Source organism: Vibrio sp. B1Z05, assembly GCF_052955985.1.
Genome location: NZ_CP130463.1, coordinates 1,361,087 through 1,379,095 on the forward strand (window position 1 = coordinate 1,361,087; position 18,009 = coordinate 1,379,095).

Annotated in this window: 19 protein-coding genes; 6 read left to right on the forward strand and 13 right to left on the reverse strand. The window is 43.3% G+C overall.

The window, feature by feature from the left end; translation table 11 throughout:
* Positions 1-33: 33 nt before the first annotated feature.
* The 3 genes from QV280_RS06310 to QV280_RS06320 all read left to right on the forward strand — a co-directional run bounded on the left by QV280_RS06310 (position 34) and on the right by QV280_RS06320 (position 2,580).
* Positions 34-768 carry a tRNA-uridine aminocarboxypropyltransferase gene (locus QV280_RS06310; protein WP_152820963.1) on the forward strand — a complete coding sequence of 245 codons (735 nt, stop codon included), beginning with the start codon at positions 34-36 and terminating at the stop codon, positions 766-768.
* Between the two features lie 151 nt (positions 769-919).
* Positions 920-1,828 (forward strand): N-acetylglucosamine kinase, encoded by a 909-nt coding sequence (gene nagK, locus QV280_RS06315; RefSeq protein ID WP_152821208.1) that lies wholly within the window; start codon positions 920-922, stop codon positions 1,826-1,828.
* Between the two features lie 359 nt (positions 1,829-2,187).
* The gene (locus QV280_RS06320) at positions 2,188-2,580 is read left to right on the forward strand and encodes a MarR family transcriptional regulator (protein ID WP_152820961.1); all 393 of its coding nucleotides are present in this window, start codon (positions 2,188-2,190) and stop codon (positions 2,578-2,580) included.
* A 169-nt stretch (positions 2,581-2,749) separates the two neighbouring features.
* Here the strand turns inward: QV280_RS06320 and QV280_RS06325 are convergent, their stop codons facing one another.
* Genes QV280_RS06325 through QV280_RS06335 form a run of 3 tightly spaced genes read right to left on the reverse strand, consistent with a single transcriptional unit; the run spans position 2,750 to position 6,281 of the window.
* Positions 2,750-3,010, reverse strand: coding sequence for a DUF2960 family protein (locus QV280_RS06325; RefSeq protein ID WP_021713261.1), 261 nt, complete (start codon positions 3,008-3,010; stop codon positions 2,750-2,752).
* Between the two features lie 33 nt (positions 3,011-3,043).
* Positions 3,044-3,928: a mechanosensitive ion channel family protein gene (locus tag QV280_RS06330; protein ID WP_152820959.1), complete on the reverse strand. Its 885-nt coding sequence runs from the start codon at positions 3,926-3,928 to the stop codon at positions 3,044-3,046.
* Position 3,929: 1 nt separating this feature from the next.
* On the reverse strand, positions 3,930-6,281 hold the full coding sequence (locus QV280_RS06335; protein ID WP_152820957.1) for an ATP-binding protein: 2,352 nt from the start codon (positions 6,279-6,281) through the stop codon (positions 3,930-3,932).
* Positions 6,282-6,474: 193 nt separating this feature from the next.
* On the opposite strand from QV280_RS06335, the gene cobB reads away from it, so the two are divergent.
* The 3 genes from cobB (at position 6,475) to QV280_RS06350 (ending at position 9,114) form a co-directional block, all read left to right on the forward strand.
* Positions 6,475-7,191 carry a Sir2 family NAD+-dependent deacetylase gene (gene cobB / locus QV280_RS06340; protein ID WP_152821206.1) on the forward strand — a complete coding sequence of 239 codons (717 nt, stop codon included), beginning with the start codon at positions 6,475-6,477 and terminating at the stop codon, positions 7,189-7,191.
* 404 nt (positions 7,192-7,595) lie between these two features.
* The gene (locus QV280_RS06345; protein WP_152820955.1) at positions 7,596-8,450 is read left to right on the forward strand and encodes a hypothetical protein; all 855 of its coding nucleotides are present in this window, start codon (positions 7,596-7,598) and stop codon (positions 8,448-8,450) included.
* Between the two features lie 13 nt (positions 8,451-8,463).
* Complete coding sequence (locus QV280_RS06350) at positions 8,464-9,114, forward strand: DUF2987 domain-containing protein (protein WP_152820953.1); 651 nt, start codon at positions 8,464-8,466, stop codon at positions 9,112-9,114.
* A 263-nt stretch (positions 9,115-9,377) separates the two neighbouring features.
* On the opposite strand, the gene ttcA is transcribed toward QV280_RS06350, so the two are convergent.
* The 10 genes from ttcA to ccoO form a co-directional block, all read right to left on the reverse strand.
* Entirely contained in the window at positions 9,378-10,304 is a 927-nt protein-coding gene (ttcA, locus tag QV280_RS06355) for a tRNA 2-thiocytidine(32) synthetase TtcA (RefSeq protein WP_152820951.1), read from the reverse strand.
* Between the two features lie 164 nt (positions 10,305-10,468).
* A complete protein-coding gene (gene uspE / locus QV280_RS06360) occupies positions 10,469-11,416 on the reverse strand; it encodes a universal stress protein UspE (protein WP_152820949.1) in 948 nt (315 codons plus the stop codon).
* Positions 11,417-11,596: 180 nt separating this feature from the next.
* On the reverse strand, positions 11,597-12,349 hold the full coding sequence (locus QV280_RS06365; RefSeq protein WP_152820947.1) for an FNR family transcription factor: 753 nt from the start codon (positions 12,347-12,349) through the stop codon (positions 11,597-11,599).
* Positions 12,350-12,462: 113 nt separating this feature from the next.
* A complete protein-coding gene (locus QV280_RS06370; RefSeq protein ID WP_152820945.1) occupies positions 12,463-13,119 on the reverse strand; it encodes a sulfite exporter TauE/SafE family protein in 657 nt (218 codons plus the stop codon).
* Positions 13,116-13,289: a cbb3-type cytochrome oxidase assembly protein CcoS gene (gene ccoS, locus QV280_RS06375; RefSeq protein ID WP_152820943.1), complete on the reverse strand. Its 174-nt coding sequence runs from the start codon at positions 13,287-13,289 to the stop codon at positions 13,116-13,118. Before ccoS ends, QV280_RS06370 begins: the two co-directional genes overlap by 4 nt.
* On the reverse strand, positions 13,210-15,651 hold the full coding sequence (locus QV280_RS06380) for a heavy metal translocating P-type ATPase (RefSeq protein ID WP_152820941.1): 2,442 nt from the start codon (positions 15,649-15,651) through the stop codon (positions 13,210-13,212). Before QV280_RS06380 ends, ccoS begins: the two co-directional genes overlap by 80 nt.
* A gap of 5 nt (positions 15,652-15,656) precedes the next feature.
* Positions 15,657-16,136 carry a FixH family protein gene (locus QV280_RS06385; protein WP_152820939.1) on the reverse strand — a complete coding sequence of 160 codons (480 nt, stop codon included), beginning with the start codon at positions 16,134-16,136 and terminating at the stop codon, positions 15,657-15,659.
* An 81-nt stretch (positions 16,137-16,217) separates the two neighbouring features.
* On the reverse strand, positions 16,218-17,198 hold the full coding sequence (ccoP, locus tag QV280_RS06390) for a cytochrome-c oxidase, cbb3-type subunit III (RefSeq protein ID WP_152820937.1): 981 nt from the start codon (positions 17,196-17,198) through the stop codon (positions 16,218-16,220).
* Positions 17,195-17,374 (reverse strand): cbb3-type cytochrome oxidase subunit 3, encoded by a 180-nt coding sequence (locus tag QV280_RS06395; RefSeq protein ID WP_152820936.1) that lies wholly within the window; start codon positions 17,372-17,374, stop codon positions 17,195-17,197. Before QV280_RS06395 ends, ccoP begins: the two co-directional genes overlap by 4 nt.
* Before the next feature lie 9 nt (positions 17,375-17,383).
* Positions 17,384-18,004, reverse strand: coding sequence for a cytochrome-c oxidase, cbb3-type subunit II (gene ccoO, locus QV280_RS06400; protein ID WP_023403946.1), 621 nt, complete (start codon positions 18,002-18,004; stop codon positions 17,384-17,386).
* Between the last annotated feature and the right edge of the window lie 5 nt (positions 18,005-18,009).

Consider the following 18,009-nt stretch of genomic DNA (forward strand, 5'->3'; position numbering starts at 1 on the left):
ACTCTTACTTTCTTTTACGCGACAGGGCAAACAATGCGTGTACATGCTGTTCATCAATTAGTGGAATATAGACTTAACCAAGCAACCAAACCTTTTAGCGCTAGAGGGTCGAAAGTCGAACGTTGCCCATATTGTCGTATTGCGCGTACATATTGCATCTGTGCTCATCAGCCTGATCCGACGGTTGGATTTGCCATTTTATTGCTTTATTCAGATAACGAAGTACTAAAACCCAGTAATACCGGGCGGCTCATTGCGGACGTTTGTAGCGAGGCATACGCGTATCAATGGAGCAGAACAGAACCTGATACTAACATGCTGTCCTTGTTACAAAACCCAAGCTATCAACCTATTTTAGTATTTCCTGAAAGCTATCTGTTTGATTCTAATACTCTTGTTCCTGATGATAAGCCGACATTTATTCAAGATAAAATTCCATTGTTTATTTTCTTAGATGCCAGTTGGCGAGAAGCACGCCGCATTTATCGCAAATCAGAATACTTACATCATCTCCCAGTGATCTCCATTCAACCAGAAAAGATATCTGAGTATGTGATGAGAAAATCAGATCAAGAGCAACATCTTGCAACATGTGAAGTTGCTGCTTTGGTATTGCAAGAGTTTGATATGAATGAAGTTAGCCTTAAATTGCAAGCATGGTTTGAAGTGTTCAAAGAGAGTTATATGTTGAGTAAAACCCGTGAAAAACGAGATTTTAGTCGTCCGATATTAACTCAATACTTATCCGATTCAAAAGTGGAAAAGTAGCCTTTTTAAAGGGCTCTGGCGGCAATGGGTGAAATACTATCTGTTACGTACACCTTGTTTTATGGCAGGCATCACGGTAAGTGCGGCTAAAGATCGAGATAATGAACTTAATTTGTTAATGAATTTAAGTGTTTAGGTTGGGAGAAGTATGATGTTTTATGGCTTTGATGTAGGCGGAACCAAAATTGAGTTTGGTGCGTTTAACGACAGTCTAGAGCGAGTCGCGACAGAACGTGTGCCAACACCGGGTGATGACTACCCAAAGCTTGTGGAAACCTTAGCTGCGTTAGTTGAAAAATACGACGCTCAATTTGCTGTTGAAGGTTTAATTGGTTTTGGTCTTCCTGGTATGGAAGATCCTAAAGACGACACCATTCTTACTGTGAACGTACCTGCGGCAAAAGGTAAACCTTTACGCGCAGATCTCGAAGCTCGTATTGGTCGTAGCGTTAAAATTGAGAACGATGCGAACTGTTTTGCATTGTCTGAAGCGTGGGATGACGAGCTAAAAAATGAGAAGTCAGTGATGGGGCTTATCTTAGGTACGGGCTTTGGTGGCGGAATTATTCACGAAGGTAAGGTCTTCTCTGGTTGTAATCATGTTGCGGGCGAGGTGGGTCATACTCGCTTGCCTATCGATGCGTGGTTCCATCTTGGTGACAATGCACCGCTATTGGATTGTGGTTGTGGTAAAAAAGGCTGTTTGGATAGCTATTTGTCTGGCCGTGGTTTTGAATTAATTTACGCTCATTACTTTTCTGAAAAGAAAAAGGCCATCGATATCATCAATGCTTTCAATGAAGGCGAGCCAAAGGCGTGCGAACACGTAGAGCGCTTTATGGAATTGTTGGCGATTTGCTTTGCGAACATTTTCACCGCGTATGACCCACATGTGGTTACGCTTGGCGGCGGTTTATCTAATTTTGAACTGATTTATGAAGAAATGCCAAAGCGTGTGCCTAAGTATCTGCTGTCTGTCGCCAGTTGTCCGAAAATCATCAAAGCAAAACACGGTGATTCCGGTGGTGTGCGTGGCGCAGCATTCTTGAATATTGCTTAGATTAGCAACATAAGTGACCCGCTGTTTATTGCTTTTGTAAGGAGCTGGTGGCTTAGCGTTTATTATTGATAAATGCCGTTATACTGTTTATTTATACAGTATGACGGCATTTTTTTATTTTGCTGCATAACTAGCGGATAAAATTAGTCTAAGAATCCTTTGCAAGGAAGTGCGTATGTGGTGGTTATCTTGCGTGGTTATTTGAGTTATTTTTGTTAACTTATTGATTTTATGTATATAAAAAATGTAAATTTAGGCGGTTGTTAGGGTAAATGTCTATAAATTAGCTTCTGATTTTGCTATAAACCACGTTTCAAATTTCCATACCGTCTGAAAGCCGTGAATAGGGGAATCATTTAATGAGACTTGCACATAAACGTAACGTGCAGATGAAATTGCAAAAGCGTACTAAAGCTACTGCTAGTAACACTTCATCTAAGCCTTCAATTCAATCTACTGAGCAGCGTGTTGCAACCGCGCCAGTAGTTGAGCCTAAAGTTGAAGCTAAGATAGAAAAAACCGCTGACGTAGAAGTGCCAGTAATTGCACTTACACCAAAGCAACAACAAGTTTTAGACATTGTTGCTGCGAATGCTGAAGGCATCAATTCTAAAGGAATTGGTCTAGCTGCAGGTCAAGAAGAAGCAAAAGCGGCTGCATGGGCAACCGGTGCTCTGAAAAAACTAATTAGCGAAAGCCTTGTTCAAAAAGAACAACTTTCAGGAAACAAAGTTATTTATAAACCTGCATAATTTTTAGCGGTTTAGTTATAACTAGAATGCCTCGACTTGTCGGGGCATTGTTGTATTTGCGCTCTACATCCGCGCATTTATACCTGTCTATTATGGTCGGCTTAAAAAAAAAGAGCCTTACGGCTCTTTAATACAATATTTGGCCCGATCTCAGATAATAAGTGCGCTGCTATTTCTTACCAATCGGTCTATTTTCTTTAGGCTTTAACGTGATTTTGCCAAAGCCCAGTTTTCTAAAGTAGTTGTCACGATAATCACGAACGGCTTTGGTGTCAGATACGGCTTCAACTTGCAGTTCCATTTTTAGAAACTCGGTTAAATCGATGCCTTCTGCATCCGCTACGGCTTCGTGAATGTTACGAAACTGCTGATAAGAGAATAGCAGCTCTTTGTGCTCTTTTTTGTATACGTACTGGATGGTTCTAGACATTGTTCTCTCTTCTGCCTCTTGTGTGTACAAGGGCTAAATAGTTTGGGTGTTCACGGCAATTCTTGGTGGAGTGATGCCGTTTTTCTTAAATTCTTTCATCACGCGCAAGGTGATATCGGTTTCAAACAGTTTCTCATATCCTGTATCAACAACATAGGCTTTACAGGTTAATTGTATCGCCAAATAGTTATCGGTGATGGTTTGCTTAACTAAAACCACCACAGGCTTTGGCAGATGGATGTATCGGCTAGAGGAGGCGGCTTCTTGAATTAAGTTACGCGCTAAATCGATATCTTGGTCCATTCCCACATAGAAAGGGATCACCACCTGCATATCCAGTGCGCCGTAGTTGCCGCTTACTGTGACTTCATTAAGAAATTTGTTATTTGGTATCGTGATGATGTCATCGTTTAAGGTGCGCATACGTACTGAGCGTAAACCAATGGTAATAATATCACCATAATTCCCTTCAAACGTGACACGGTCACCAACCTGGAACGGGCGGTCAATCATTACGGTTAAACCAGCGATGAAGGAGGCCGCCAGATCTTTTAAGGCGAAACCGACCGACACCGCAAGAGTACCACCGATGAGCGCAAGGATATGATCGTTGATTCTAAAGCTGATCATAAACACCACAATACCGGCAGTAATATAGATAAAGAACTGCAAGAAGGATTGGGCTTTTTGCAAAATCATGCGGTATTGCACAAATTGGCTACTGACACTGGCAACAATAGAGTCGATGAACCTGAGCAGTAACCAAGTACAGGCAATAATCAGCACTGAAAATAGTACGCCGCCCCAACGTACTAAGCTGGCAAAGTCTTGAATAGCGGCAACATCAGGCACTTCTTCTATAGCAAAACAGTGGCTACTGAATGAAAGGCTGACAAGAATTAAGAGTAGTCTTAGCATGTTATTTTACCAAAAGATGTTGACGGTGAAGGACATTGGTAATGTGGCGATACCAGTGATCAGAAACTTTGGCTTTATCATCGCTCCAATCGATATAACCACGGCTTTGGAAGTAACGCAGTGTACCAAGCACTTCGGCATGACTAAGCTGAGTACACTCAGATAGGGCTTCTTGGCTTGCCACTTCTAATTGCACGATAGAGCGCAATACAGCCAGCATCGGCTTAGGCATTTTCTCTAGTTCTTCGGATTCTGGCGCTCTAAACAAGCGCACCACGACGTTGTCGTTGGCTTTGTTGCGACGCAGTGAAAGCCTAAAGAATCTAAGCGCCACGGTAGGGTTACCGTCGGCGTAATGCCAAAGGATTCGATAGAAGCCATTACGCGCTCGGTCTTCTTCACTGATGTTTTCATGATCCCACTGTTTTGGCACCACTAAGCCTTCAAAAGAGACTTTGTATTGCGTATCATCAGACTGATTGATGCGTGAGGCAAGTAGATTGGCCACTTGAGCTTCGCTCCATTTAGGCAAAAATGTCACCCAATCAAACAGCAAACGTTCACCGCGCGCTCGGTCGACAAAACGCCAGCTGGCTTTTTCGATGGCTAAGATAGCGCGGTGGTTTTTCTTTGAGCGGCGCAGTAGGTTGGTAAACTTGAGTAAGCCACTGAGTCCGCCCACCATAGGTTTTACCAAGCGTTGACCGTTATCTAGTGCAATGAGATAGCTTTCGTTACTCTTGCGTAGATGATTCAAGATTTGAATTTCACCTACATCACGGTTTAAGCCAAGCTGCTCGGCAAACTCTTGAATAAGCTCTGTGTAACCGGCATAAGGGCAGTTCAGGTAAATTGGTGTGGCATTTTTAACTTTAAACAGCAACTGTTTTAAGAAGGTTGTAGTACCCACACCACGCTCGCCAGAAATAACGCACACCGCGGGGTTATTGGATAATACATAGCGTGAAACTTCTTTAAATTCATCGGATGCATAGTTAATTAGGGTGCTGTCTTCATGTCCTGGTGTTATGTATTTAAAGGTTTCGTCACCTTTAATGCGCACAAAGTTGTGTGATTGAAGCTCGTTTTCATTTTGCTTAGCCACTTCAATTTTAAATAAGTAGGCAAGCCCTTGACTAAAGAAGGTGTAACTAGACAGTTTGGTGACAAAGATTGATTGGCAGGTTGTGGTAATGATCCACACAATCCCAATCGCGGTAGCGAGAATATTAAGTAAAAATGTACTTTCGTTTTTTTCTGCCCAAACGACCCACAGCGGCTTGTCAGAGACTTTAGCAATGCGACGAAATACAATAGGACGCCATTTGCGTAGTATTTTTAAGGTAATTAAGACAAACCAAAAGAACACTAGGCTCGATATCCAGTAATAGATAGTGCCTTTGCCGACCATGCGCGAGGAAATCTGTAAGATAACTCCGACAAAAATGAAGCTCCATACATACCAACGTATGGTTGATAATCGAAGTCGAGTGATCTCTTTACTGGACGCGCGACTGTTGCGGTAGGCAAATTCTAAGATGAAACTGATGGCAATGGAGCCACCTAGAATCCACCAAGTGAAAATCTCTAATACAATCAGCTGGCTTAGGCTCGGAATGGTAGACAAAACCCGTAGCGAAAGGGTGATTGCAATTAATACTGCAATGGCTCGGTGCGCGCGACTGATATACCAAATGAGGCGTATCCATAGTGGCGGGCGAGTACTGCTTTCTAATTGTACTTTCTTAAAGCCTTCGATAAAGCGTTTGCTATTGGCAAGCCACCACATTAAGGCGAAGTAGATAAACAGCACCTTGATAATTGCCCATACCAGCGGTACTGGGGAAATAAATATGTCTTTTATCAGTGATTTAAAGCTGCGAATTTGCAAATGAACAAGAAACTCGCCGTTTAAGCGAGTAATATACCATTCTTGTTTAAACTGAATGACGCCAGATGGACCAAAGCCTGTGACTAGCTCTTGAGTCGCATGACTGGAGAGTTTGATGAGATCTTGTTTGCTTTTGCCAAGGCTACGTAGCGTTAACCAAGTACGTTCAGCTTCGTTCCAGTGCTTATCGCTGTCGTCATTTCGATAGGCTTTAATCTGAGAGGCAAATTGATCGGCGTGAGCACGCTGTTCATTAATCACGGCCTCCATCAATTGATTGACTTTTTCTCTGTCCTTACGGCCCATGAATAAGGGGTCAGGAAGTTTATTCACTTCGGCGGATATTTTGACGGCAACCTCATCAATTTGAGGCTCATCAGCAAGTTTGTATTCCCAGTTTGCTTGAGCACTAAAAGAAAGTAGCATCAATAACATAGGAAGAAAGAAGAGTTTTGCTCGCATGATTCTCACTTGTTCGTTTAATTCCAAGCAAAGTTTAGTGCAGAGACAGACTTTCACGAAACTTTTTTAAAGAAAACATAAAATTAGACGCAATCTATTTCGGTAAAAGTTGAGAACTGTGTCTCTTTATTAATTCCATGTATGAATGTTAATCTTTATTAACATTTCATTAGCACTGCGATAAGGCTTCATGATGGTATTTCCATATAAGAATATAGTGATATTAACGGGTGCGGGAATTTCAGCTGAGTCTGGAATTCAAACTTTTAGAGCGCAAGATGGGCTTTGGGAGAATCATCGTATTGAAGACGTTGCAACGCCTGAGGGGTTCGATAGAGATCCGATATTGGTGCACTCTTTCTATAATATGCGCCGCCAAAAGCTCTTATCCGCCGCTATTAAACCTAACACCGCTCATATAGCTTTAGGCCATTTAGAAAGCGCCATTCAAGGTACGGTGACGTTAGTAACGCAAAATATTGATAATCTGCATGAACGTGGTGGATCAAAGAACATTATTCATATGCATGGCGAGTTATTGAAAGTCCGTTGCAGTGGCTCTGGGCAGGTGATCGAGCAGGATTCTGATTTAAATGATGGCGATCTTTGTCACTGCTGTCAGATCCCACAGCAAATGCGCCCACACATTGTTTGGTTTGGCGAAATGCCACTGCAAATGGATAAAATTTATTCTGCGATTGAACAAGCTGACTTGTTTATCTCTATTGGCACATCGGGCGTTGTGTATCCGGCGGCAGGTTTTGTGCATGATGCAAAACTGCATGGCGCGCATACTATTGAGATTAATCTTGAACCCAGCGCGGTTCAAAGCGAGTTTGATGAGAAGCGCTACGGACTGGCCAGTGTTGAAGTGCCTAAATTAGTGGGTGAGTTGCTCGGGCAGCAATGATGTAAAGAGTAATACCAATCACACTAAGTAAGTGATCAGAACTAGCGCAGGAAAAATGCTCGAGAACAAGGCAGAATTTTTCGATAAGTAGTTATTCTACAATCAAAAATTCTAACGCCGTTATCGAGCATTTTAACAAGCTAGAATGACCAGTTATTTAGTACGATTGGTATAACAAGCCAAGGCAGAGTTTTGGATAAAATTATCCCAGTGATTTATCGTGTAGCGTGATGAATGCTTAAAGTATTGAAAGAAAACCAAAAGTGGAGAGTTTTTACTCACTATTTTTTTAATATCCTCGGATAAGTGATATGACCATCCCCTTAGGGCTATGCTCTAACAACGGTTTGCAGGTATACTTGCGCCAGAATAATTTCTTTTAAAGGCAAGGACCTAAAGAGCAAATGAGCAATCCGATAGAGAAGAGCTTTAACCTTGGTGGAAGCATTGAAAAGGCATTAGCCGGAGATTTTGAGCTAAAGCCTGTAAGTGTCATTACGGAAGCATGGCAATTAACCATGCGCAATTTTTTGTCATTTTCTCCAGCCGTAATTCTCTTGATTGCGATCCAAGCTATTGTATTTATTATTGCGCTTAAGCTGCAACTTGGAGATGTGTCAGTTGTCTTGAGTATGTTCCAAAGCCCTGAATCATTAGATCCTTCGATTTTTCAGTCTATTTTTGTAGCTAACTTTAGCTTTGAAGTGGTAGCCGCGCCGATTTATGCCGGTGTTGCGCTGATGGCGATGAGCCATGCCGCGGGTTTAGCGACTCGTACAGGGCACATCACTAAAGGCTTGTCCTTTATGATGCCGGTGATTCTGGTCACTATGATTAATTTACTTCTGCAAGCCGTTGCTGGGGCAATAGTACCGTTTATCTCTATCTATCTTTCGCTTGCGTTTAGTAACGCCATTTTACTGGTTTGTGAAAAACGTTTGAGCCCAATTCAAGCCATGTGGACTTCACTGCGTGGGGTGAACAAACGCATCTTCTCGATTGCGGTGATTTATCTTGTCACTATGTTGGCATTTGTGGCGGGTATGATGATGTACGGTTTGGGCCTAGTTGTGGCAGTGCCATTTTTCTTTCACGCGAAAGGCATTATCTATCGCAATATGTTCGGCATTCGTTTGCAAGTTGTTGCCAGTGGCAATCCATCTCCAGAGACTAACGAACAAGACAATAGTGCATCAGACGATGATACTACTCCGCCAAGTTCTGGCACTTCTGGTGGTTCAAACACTTTTGACGCATAGGGATTGCGACTAAATGAAAACTCGTTTTTTAACGGCCGCTTTATTGATGGCGGGTTTAAGTTCTTCAGCTTTTGCCCAAGAGTACATGTTTACCTACAGTAAATTATATTCTCCATTAAAACATAACCTTAAGAACCCAAATAGCGAAGCAAAAGTGGGGCTATTTTTTACTAACTTTGCCACTAAACAGCCATGCAGCATTGAGAAAGCATGGATGGAAAAAGAGCAGCACCATGAAGAATTGGTGATTAGTAAAAATGGTGAGGTGAATGTTCCTATTGATGATAATTTAAAAAGTGCTAATCCATTAGTTTATATCCATACCCAAACAGAGGCTCGATGCGATTACTCTTTGGTGGTATTAAGTAAACAGCAGTTCTATGGGCAAGTGGATTATGCAAAATTAGACAGTTTGACTTTGCAGATGCAAGAAGTGCTTGGCGAGTTGGGTGGGATGTTCTCTAGTTGGTTTGCCCCTGATATTGAAGGGGTTACTTTAGAGTTTAAACCTGATGCACTCAATCAGATTATGTTATCTAACGGGAAAGTGATCCCGGTATCAGAGCAGGGTAAAGCGGTACTTAAATTGGTGGATTTGAGTGACGGTGTAACGGTTGCTATTCCTGTTGAAACTCAAAGGGTTATGCCGTTTATCAAAAAATAATGATATGAATTTCATTACTTACTGTTCAACGTGAGATTAAAAAAAGGTGCGAAGCAAACTCAGTTGCTTCGCACCTTTTTTATGTGATTACCTTAATGGTTATACCAATCGTACTAAATAACTGTTCATTCTAGCTTGTTAAAATGCTCGATAACGGCGTTAGAATTTTTGATTGTAGAATAACTACTTATCGAAAAATTCTGCCTTGTTCTCGAGCATTTTTCCGGCGCTAGTTCTGATCACTTACTTAGTGTGATTGGTATTTAAACGTTAGTCACATCTAATTGCAGGCTAGGATCAAACTCAACCGGTTCAATTTCACTAGAAACCACTGGTAACTCTTCTTTATCAAAACCGATGTCACCGCCATTGATCACGCCTGAATCTTTGTCGATAGATTTAAAGTCAAACAAGTTAAAATCAGCAAGGTGGCTTGGCACCACGTTTTGCACAGCGCGGAACATAGTTTCGATGCGACCTGGGAATTGTTTATCCCACGCGTTAAGCATTTGCTTAACGTTTTGACGCTGCATGTTTGGCTGTGAACCACATAAGTTACATGGAATGATAGGGTAATCACGCATGTCAGCAAACTTGATGATGTCTTTTTCACGGCAGTAAGCCAACGGACGAATCACAACGTGCTCACCATTATCAGAGACTAATTTCGGTGGCATGGCTTTCATTTTTCCGCCATGGAACATGTTTAAGAACAAGGTCTCTAGAATGTCATCTCTATGGTGTCCTAATGCAATTTTTGTCGCGCCCAGCTCGTTTGCTGTGCGGTATAAAATTCCGCGACGCAGTCTAGAACACAAAGAACAAGTGGTTTTGCCTTCAGGGATTTTATCCTGAACAATAGAGTAGGTGTCTTCTTCTACGATTTTATATTCAATATCTAGCTTCTCTAGGTATTCAGGCAGAATATGATCAGGGAAACCTGGTTGCTTCTGATCTAGGTTGACGGCAATGAGAGAAAAATCGATAGGTGCGCTTTTTTTCAAGCTCATAAGAATTTCAAGCATAGTAAAACTGTCTTTACCGCCAGAGAGACAAACCATAATACGGTCGCCTTCTTCAATCATGTTGAAATCTCTAATGGCATTGCCTGTATCGCGACGGAGGCGTTTTTGCAACTTGTTGAAGTTGTACTGTTGTGCTTTGGTACGTTCTTGAACTTGTTCGCTCATTTGACTATCCGAATTCTTACTTAAAAATAGAGAACGTATGATACGGATATCTGGAGTAGATTCCAGTGAAAATTGATAGTCTTTATAGGGAGATGACGAGAAAAAGCGGTGTTTGCACCGCTTTTTAGTTGTTTATCGTGTTTTTACCAATTGTAGCTAAGTTATTAGCTTTGGTTTGGATCTAATGGGCTGATATAGCCTGACGGTTTGAGCGCCAAAACATCGCAATTGATTTGATCAATAATGTTTTCTGCCGTGTTACCAAGGAAAACAGCAGACAGTCCAGTTCTTCCTGATGTACCCACCACCACAAGGCCAGCGCCAAGATCTTTGACCACTTTAGGAATAACATCTTGAGGTAAACCTTGTTCAACAACGGTTTGCTCTTCGGGAATGCCGTATTCTTGTCGCAGTGCTTTCATGCTGGTTAAATGGTGACCACGAACAGAATCGGTATAAATGGTCGGATCAAATTCTGGCAATTCAACCGTGATATTCGGTGGCGTCATTGGATAAGAGTTGGCTAAATGCAGTTGTGCGCCTAAGCGATTCGCAATATCCATTCCTTGTTCAACCATTCTATGGTTAAGCTCAAGGTGCGCTTCAATTTCTGAACCTACGTGAACAGAAACGACCACGTGCCCGTTTTCTGGCCAGTATTGATTTTTAACCAATAATACAGGGCAAGGACATTTTCTGAGAAGATGCCAATCGGTAGGAGTAAACAAAACTGATTCGATAAGATCATGTTGACGCGTAGTTTTGATGACCAGTTCATAGTCATTGGCAAAGACTTCGCTGATAATGGCTTCGTAAGGTCTATTATGCCAAACCACTTTAATGTCGAGCTGAATATGCTCGTCATCTCGGTAGGGTTTTGCCACTTCTTTCATCCATTGTTCACGTTGGTGAATCACTCCCGCTCGCATTGCATTGCGCTCGTCAGGGGAGAGCATAGATGTCATTTCATAAGAAAAATCATAGATAACGAGGAAAAAAGTAATCTTACTTGGCGATTTACTTTTTTTTCCAATCTGCATGGCTCTCGCCAAGGCTGGCTGTTGTTCTTTGTCGATATTGGCAACAACCAAGATGTTGTTGTAAATACTCATAGACCACCCACTTTATTTTGTTAGCGATTGAATACACTATATCTTATATCTCGCCGATGAAAATACGTGTTAGTTTGCAATCTAAGATTAGCTGAAAAAGGGGATAATTATTAGTGATTTAGGACAAATAGTTGCGGAATTTGAAGTGACTCAAGTTTGAGTCACTTATTGGATAGGGTGCTAGTTACGGCAAGTGCCTGCAAGTTTAGCTAATGCGTCATGATCGTTAATGGTGATGTATTTACCTTTAACGGCCAAAATATCAGCTTTTTGGAAGCGACCTAATAAACGACTGATGGTTTCAACTGTCAGTCCTAAGTAGTTACCAATATCACCACGAGTCATAGTCAGGCGGAATTCGCGTGGGCTAAAGCCTCGTTTTGAAAAACGCTCAGATAAGTTATAAAGAAAAGCGGCGAGGCGTTCTTCTGCGTTTTTCTTTGAAAGTAACAAAATCATGTCTTGATCGCCTTTGATCTCGCTGCTCATTAGACGCATGATTTGTTGACGAAGCTTAGGCATTTTTCCGGATAAGTCGTCTAAGATTTCGTATGGGATTTCACATACCATAGACGTTTCTAATGCCTGAGCAAAACTTGGGTGAGACTGTGTATTGATGGCATCAAAACCCACCAAATCACCTGCCAAATGGAAGGCTGTTATCTGTTCATCACCTTGCTCCGTAATCGTATAACTCTTAATCGTACCAGAGCGAATAGCGTATAGGGATTTCAATTCATCGCCGGCTTTAAATAGCTCTTGGCTTTTTTGAATCGGCTTTTTACGCTCAATGATCTGATCAAGCTGGTCTAGCTCGGTATCATTAAGTGTAAACGGTATGCACAGTTGTGAAATGCTACAGTCTTGGCAGTGGATCGCACATCCGCCGGACTGTATGCGCTTTGTTACTTGTTTTTCAGTATTAATAATCATACTTTTCAGACATACATAAAATTGATATACGTCAATATATTAGCACTTTAACCCTGAAATGTGTAGCAGTATAATTGTGAGTGATGTGTGCTCTCTCGCAAATTAAACACTGCTTATATGATTATGTATAGAGAATAAACAGCATAAACAATCATTAAGCTACCAATTATGCGGCGAGTGAGTGGTAATCGTAACATTTTTGAAAACTGACTAGAGCCTGCGCCAATTAGCAGCATAGCGGGCAAAGTGCCTAACCCAAAGCAGCCCATAATCAATAGCCCGTTGCTGGCACTGCCAGAAACGGCCGCCCAACTGAGCATAGAGTAGACCATTCCGCAGGGGATCCATCCCCATACAATACCGACAGGATAGGCATACCATACTGAGCGCAGTGGCAGCATCTTTGTGGCAACCGGTGCGATTAATTTCCACAGCATTTGCCCCAGTTTTTCAATTTTAAGTAAGCCATTCCACCATTGGGCGAGATATAAGCCCAAAAGTAATATCATAATAGCCGCGAGTGCGCGCAGTGCGGTTAAAACATAAGTAGAATCAAATAGATTGACGCTACTGGCAACGGTGCCTCCAATCAGTGCGCCGACCATTAGATAAGACGATATCCGCCCAAGATTGTACAGCAGGGTAACCGTAAATGAGTGATGGCGTCCGTTTAATGCTACAGCACTGGCAATGCCACCGCACATGCCCATGCAGTGTCCTGCACCCGCTAAGCCAATGAAAAATGCGCCGATCCAGTCAATATTGCTCATGAGTCGTCTTTTTTGCTTGTGTTGGCAGCGTCGTCCTCTTCAAAAAGGATGGTGTGACCTTGACGGTCAAGATCTTCAAATTGCTCGGTTTTAACTGCCCACAGAAACACGGCCACCGCGATGGCGACTAGAATGATTGCTATGGGAATTAGTATGTAAAGACTTTCCATTTTTATTTAGTAATCTCAGTGAGTTAGTGACTACGATGATGGAGCTGGCTGACATGCCCACCACAGCAATATAGGGAGCGACCAAACCACAAACAGCCAGTGGTAAGATCAATAAGTTATAGCCTAAAGACCAGGCAAGATTTTCTCTTATTATCTTGCGTGTCTTAATTGCAAGAGAGCGTGCTTCAACCAGTTTATCCAGTTTATCGCCTAACAATACCATATCAGCGGAAGATTTCGCGACGTCAGTGCCGCCGCCCATCGCCACGGATAGGTGTGCACCTGCCAAGGTTGGCGCATCATTGATGCCATCACCGACCATCAAGGTCACCTGTGATTTATCCAAGCTATGCAAGTACGCCAATTTGCCTTCAGGATTTACCCCACACACTAACTTATCTATGCCCAGCTGCTCTGCCACAGGCTGTGCGTTAATTTCATTATCACCGGTAAGCAGAGTGGTTTTAATGCCGAGTTGCTTTAAGGATTGAATAAAGTGTTGGCTACTTTCTCGTATAGGGTCGCTATAGGTAAAGGTCGCCACAACGCGATCGTCAATGGATAAATACACAGTGTGTGGCTGATTTGGAATATCTTCCTGACACACAAAAGCATAGCTGCCTATCTTGCACACCTGTCCATTAATTACGCCTGTCAGACCTGAGCCAATGTGGTTCTCGATGGATTCTGCTTGCTTGGTTTCGTCAAAATATGGGCGAAAGGCGGCCGCTATTGGATGATTGGCGTGTGATTCAAGGCTTGCGGCAATGGAAAGCACTTGTTGCTTTGTCCAATCACCAAAAATTTGGGTGTGCGAAAGGGATATTTTGCCTTCGGTTAAGGTGCCGGTTTTATCGACAATCACATGATTGATTTTGCAAAGGGTCTCAATGGCATGGGATTTGCGCAATAAAATACCAAGGTCACCCATTCGCGAGGTAGAGCAAGTAATCGCGGTTGGGGTAGCTAAAGACAAGGCGCAAGGGCAGGTAGCCACCAATACTGCCAACATGATCCAGAATGCATCTTCAGGTTGATTGTGTTGCCAATACAAATAAGTACAGGCGGAAACAAGCAAAATAACAGCCACAAAGTAACGCGCCACAATATCGGCAATTTCAGCAATTTTAGGCTTAGTGGCCTGCGCTTCATCTTGCAAGCGCACTATATTGGCGATCATGCTTTCTTGCTTGCGACAGGCAACCTCTAAGGTAAATGTTTGCTCGCCGTTAATAGTACCTGCATACACAGTTTCGCCAGTGTTTTTCTTAACGTGTAAAGACTCACCCGTGAGCATAGATTCGTCCACGTACACGGCTTTATCCACCACATAACCGTCCGCAGGAACATGTTCACCGGATAATACGCGAACGCGGTCGCCAATGTTTAAAGTTTTGACGGGAATTTGGCTGCCATCTTCTAAGGTGGCCATTGCCGGCACCAGTTTTAAAAGGTTGGCACTGGCAGCTGCGGCTTTTCGGCGTGCGCGCATTTCTAAGAAGCGACCAAGTAGCAAGAAGAAGGTGAACATGGAAATAGATTCAAAGAATACTTCGCCACTTTGGGTAAAGGTGGCAATTAGGCTGGCCACATAGGCAAAAATAAGGGCAATGGAGACAGGAACGTCCATACCTAAGGTGCGCGCTTTTAAACTACGCCATGCGTTCATGTAAAACGGTAGCGCCGAATACAGTAGCACTGGGGTGGCAAAAATAAGGCTAACAATGCGGAAATAGTGTTTAAACTCAGGTTCTAAATTGCCAAACACTTCTAGATACAGCGCTACGGCCAGCATCATCACCTGCATCGTGGCAAGCCCGGCGATACCTAGCTTATAAAGGTATTGCTTCATGGCGCGATAGTAGCTTTCTTCTTGTTTGTCTGCTTCAAAAGGGGCGGCTTTGTAACCCAGTTTATGAATGCTGTTAAGCAGTTCGCTGAGTTTGGTTTCGGTTTTATCCCATGCTAGAAGCGCGCGATGAGTCGCAGTATTGACACGAATTCGCACCACGCCAGTGTGGCCATTCATTTGTCTTTCGATTAACCAAGCACAGGCGGCGCAAGAGACTCCCTCTAGTGACAGTGTCACCTCAGAGATGTTATCTTGATTGCGCACAAACTCCGCTTGCACTTGTTCATTGTCGTAATGAATCAAGGCTTGCAGTTGTTCTGGCACCAAATCGACGCGCTCGGCTTTTTCGGTGCGATATTGATAATAAGAGCTTAAACCGCTGTCGACTATGGTCTGCGCCACGGATTCACATCCGGGGCAGCACATGCTTCTCGGTTCTTCTAAAATAGTGACGCAAAAGTCAGTGTTCTCTGGTACATCTTCACCGCAGTGATAACACGATTTATCCATAGTCATTAATTCATCAAAGGAGTAGGAGTTGAGCTTGGGAACGACATGCGACCTTGAATAAGCCATTGCTTGTCGTGGGGTTGTAACTCGATAAACCAAGGGCCTTGTAACGGCTCTTTTAAATGCACTTTGTAGGTGCCAGATGGATTGGCTGTTGCTAAGTAGTCAAAGTCTCTATCGGCTAAGGTGCGATGCGAGAATTCAATATTGAGCGCAGGGAAATGAGTTAATTGCCCTTTGCTTAGTTCAATCACAATGTCTTGCCCATCGGAATAAACCATCGCCGACAGCTTGAGATCTTGCGCCACGCTAACCTTAGACAGGTCAACATTGATGCCTTTACCTTTTTTATAGTAATCCTCAGAGACTAAAGAAACGGTGTGTTGAGACAATATGTACACTCGAAGTAAAGTGCCAAAAATAGTCGTTAGGATGATGATTAGAATGAACCAAGCCCAAAACTGCTTATACCAAGGCTTTACCATAAAAACGTTCTCTAAATTAGAAATGAAAGGATGATTGCACGGAAATGTCAGCCCCTTTTTACAGGGGCTGCTATTAGCTTGTTACTCTTTATCTGTATTGCTTAAGCTCCATACGTAAGCAGACACAAGTTGCACTTTTTCTTTGCCCAAAATGTCTTTCCACGCTGGCATAACGCCAATACGACCATGAGCGACGGTTTCTGTTACTGCGGCGCGTGAATCGCCATATAACCAGATGTTATCGGTTAAATCAGGCGCGCCAAGAGCCGGGTTACCTTTGCCATCGGTGCCGTGACAAGCCGCACACACTACAAAGCGTGTTTTACCGGCAGCGGCTTCGCGTGCATTGACTTTACGACCAGAAAGGGAAAGCGTGTAGGTGACAACTTCTTCCACACCTTCCGCGCCGAGCACATCAATCCATGCTGGCATCTCGCCGATACGGCCGTGCATAACAGTAGTCACAATCGCTTCAGGCTCGCCGCCATAGAGCCATGCGTTGTCGGTTAGGCTAGGGAAGCCCAGTTGACCACGAGCATCAGAGCCATGACATTGTGAACAGTTTTGCAAGAACAGACGTTGTCCAACTTTGATTGCTTCTTCGTTGCTGGCGATATCTTCGATAGCGCGCAGGCTTTGCCCGTCATCAGTCATAGCAAGCTTTCTAAAGGCTTCACCAAAGTGGGCATCGGCGTCATCAAGCTCTTTTGCGTATTGATCTAACTGCTTGTTTGCTTGAGCACGAGCGATAGAAGCGTTTGATTCTTCTATGCTAGTGACGGTTTGATCAGAGCTCTGCCAACCGAGTAGACCTTTAAAGTTCCCTAAACCTGGGTATAGGGCAAGGTATACAGCAGCAAAGATGAAGGTTGATACAAATAGGTAAGTCCACCATTTGGGTAAGTCGTTATTGAGCTCGCGAATACCATCGTATTCGTGTCCCATATCCTCACCACTTGGTACACCCATTTTGTCTTTAACACACCAGCGCAGGATGATAGCAACACCTACTAACGTTCCGACGGTGATGATGATTATCCAAAGACTCCAAAACGTACTCATGATTTAGTCTCTCCTTGCGGGTTCGCTTTAGGGGGCTGTTGTTCGTCTGCAAAGATCATATTTGCATCCTCTTCAAAGCGAGCTTTACGGCTTTTACCGAAAGCCCACCACACCACGCCACCAAAGCTGACAAATAGCACAATGGTCCAAATGCTGTGAATAATGCTGATATCCATAGTGCCCCCTTATTTCATCGCATGGCCAAGAGATTGCAGGTAGGCGATCAGAGCATCCATCTCTGTTTTACCTGCTACGTCTTGCTGTGCGGATTGAACTTGCTCGTCGGTGTATGGGACGCCAAATTGATTTTTGAAGATCTCTAGTTTCTTCTGGGTCAATTTGCCATCTAATACGTTCTCTTCAAGCCAAGGGAAACCAGGCATGTTCGACTCTGGCACCAACTCTCTAGGGTTGATCAGGTGTACGCGGTGCCATTCGTCAGAATAACGGCCGCCGACACGAGCCAAATCAGGACCTGTACGTTTTGAGCCCCATAGGAATGGATGTTCCCAGACACTTTCACCCGCTACCGAGTAGTGGCCGTAACGCTCAGTTTCAGAGCGGAAAGGGCGAATCATCTGGCTATGACAAACTGTACAGCCTTCACGGATGTAGATGTCACGACCTTCCATTTCTAATGCTGAGTACACTCTAAGGTTCTTCACCGGTTCAGTGGTTTGCTTTTGGAAAATCAACGGAGTGATTTCGACCAATGCCCCCAAACTGATTGCAAACACAATCAAGATTGCCATTAAGCCGACGTTTTTCTCAACGAGCTCGTGGCGATTTTTTGAATTGTTAGCCATCTTAT

Bases quoted from the DNA above. Each gene is read 5' to 3' on its own strand.
- QV280_RS06310 (WP_152820963.1), top strand. From the start codon at position 34: ATGCGTGTACATGCTGTTCATCAATTAGTGGAATATAGACTTAACCAA.
- nagK (WP_152821208.1), top strand. From the start codon at position 920: ATGTTTTATGGCTTTGATGTAGGCGGAACCAAAATTGAGTTTGGTGCG.
- QV280_RS06320 (WP_152820961.1), top strand. From the start codon at position 2,188: ATGAGACTTGCACATAAACGTAACGTGCAGATGAAATTGCAAAAGCGT.
- QV280_RS06325 (WP_021713261.1), bottom strand. From the start codon at position 3,010: ATGTCTAGAACCATCCAGTACGTATACAAAAAAGAGCACAAAGAGCTG.
- QV280_RS06330 (WP_152820959.1), bottom strand. From the start codon at position 3,928: ATGCTAAGACTACTCTTAATTCTTGTCAGCCTTTCATTCAGTAGCCAC.
- QV280_RS06335 (WP_152820957.1), bottom strand. From the start codon at position 6,281: ATGCGAGCAAAACTCTTCTTTCTTCCTATGTTATTGATGCTACTTTCT.
- cobB (WP_152821206.1), top strand. From the start codon at position 6,475: ATGGTATTTCCATATAAGAATATAGTGATATTAACGGGTGCGGGAATT.
- QV280_RS06345 (WP_152820955.1), top strand. From the start codon at position 7,596: ATGAGCAATCCGATAGAGAAGAGCTTTAACCTTGGTGGAAGCATTGAA.
- QV280_RS06350 (WP_152820953.1), top strand. From the start codon at position 8,464: ATGAAAACTCGTTTTTTAACGGCCGCTTTATTGATGGCGGGTTTAAGT.
- ttcA (WP_152820951.1), bottom strand. From the start codon at position 10,304: ATGAGCGAACAAGTTCAAGAACGTACCAAAGCACAACAGTACAACTTC.
- uspE (WP_152820949.1), bottom strand. From the start codon at position 11,416: ATGAGTATTTACAACAACATCTTGGTTGTTGCCAATATCGACAAAGAA.
- QV280_RS06365 (WP_152820947.1), bottom strand. From the start codon at position 12,349: ATGATTATTAATACTGAAAAACAAGTAACAAAGCGCATACAGTCCGGC.
- QV280_RS06370 (WP_152820945.1), bottom strand. From the start codon at position 13,119: ATGAGCAATATTGACTGGATCGGCGCATTTTTCATTGGCTTAGCGGGT.
- ccoS (WP_152820943.1), bottom strand. From the start codon at position 13,289: ATGGAAAGTCTTTACATACTAATTCCCATAGCAATCATTCTAGTCGCC.
- QV280_RS06380 (WP_152820941.1), bottom strand. From the start codon at position 15,651: ATGGATAAATCGTGTTATCACTGCGGTGAAGATGTACCAGAGAACACT.
- QV280_RS06385 (WP_152820939.1), bottom strand. From the start codon at position 16,136: ATGGTAAAGCCTTGGTATAAGCAGTTTTGGGCTTGGTTCATTCTAATC.
- ccoP (WP_152820937.1), bottom strand. From the start codon at position 17,198: ATGAGTACGTTTTGGAGTCTTTGGATAATCATCATCACCGTCGGAACG.
- QV280_RS06395 (WP_152820936.1), bottom strand. From the start codon at position 17,374: ATGGATATCAGCATTATTCACAGCATTTGGACCATTGTGCTATTTGTC.
- ccoO (WP_023403946.1), bottom strand. From the start codon at position 18,004: ATGGCTAACAATTCAAAAAATCGCCACGAGCTCGTTGAGAAAAACGTC.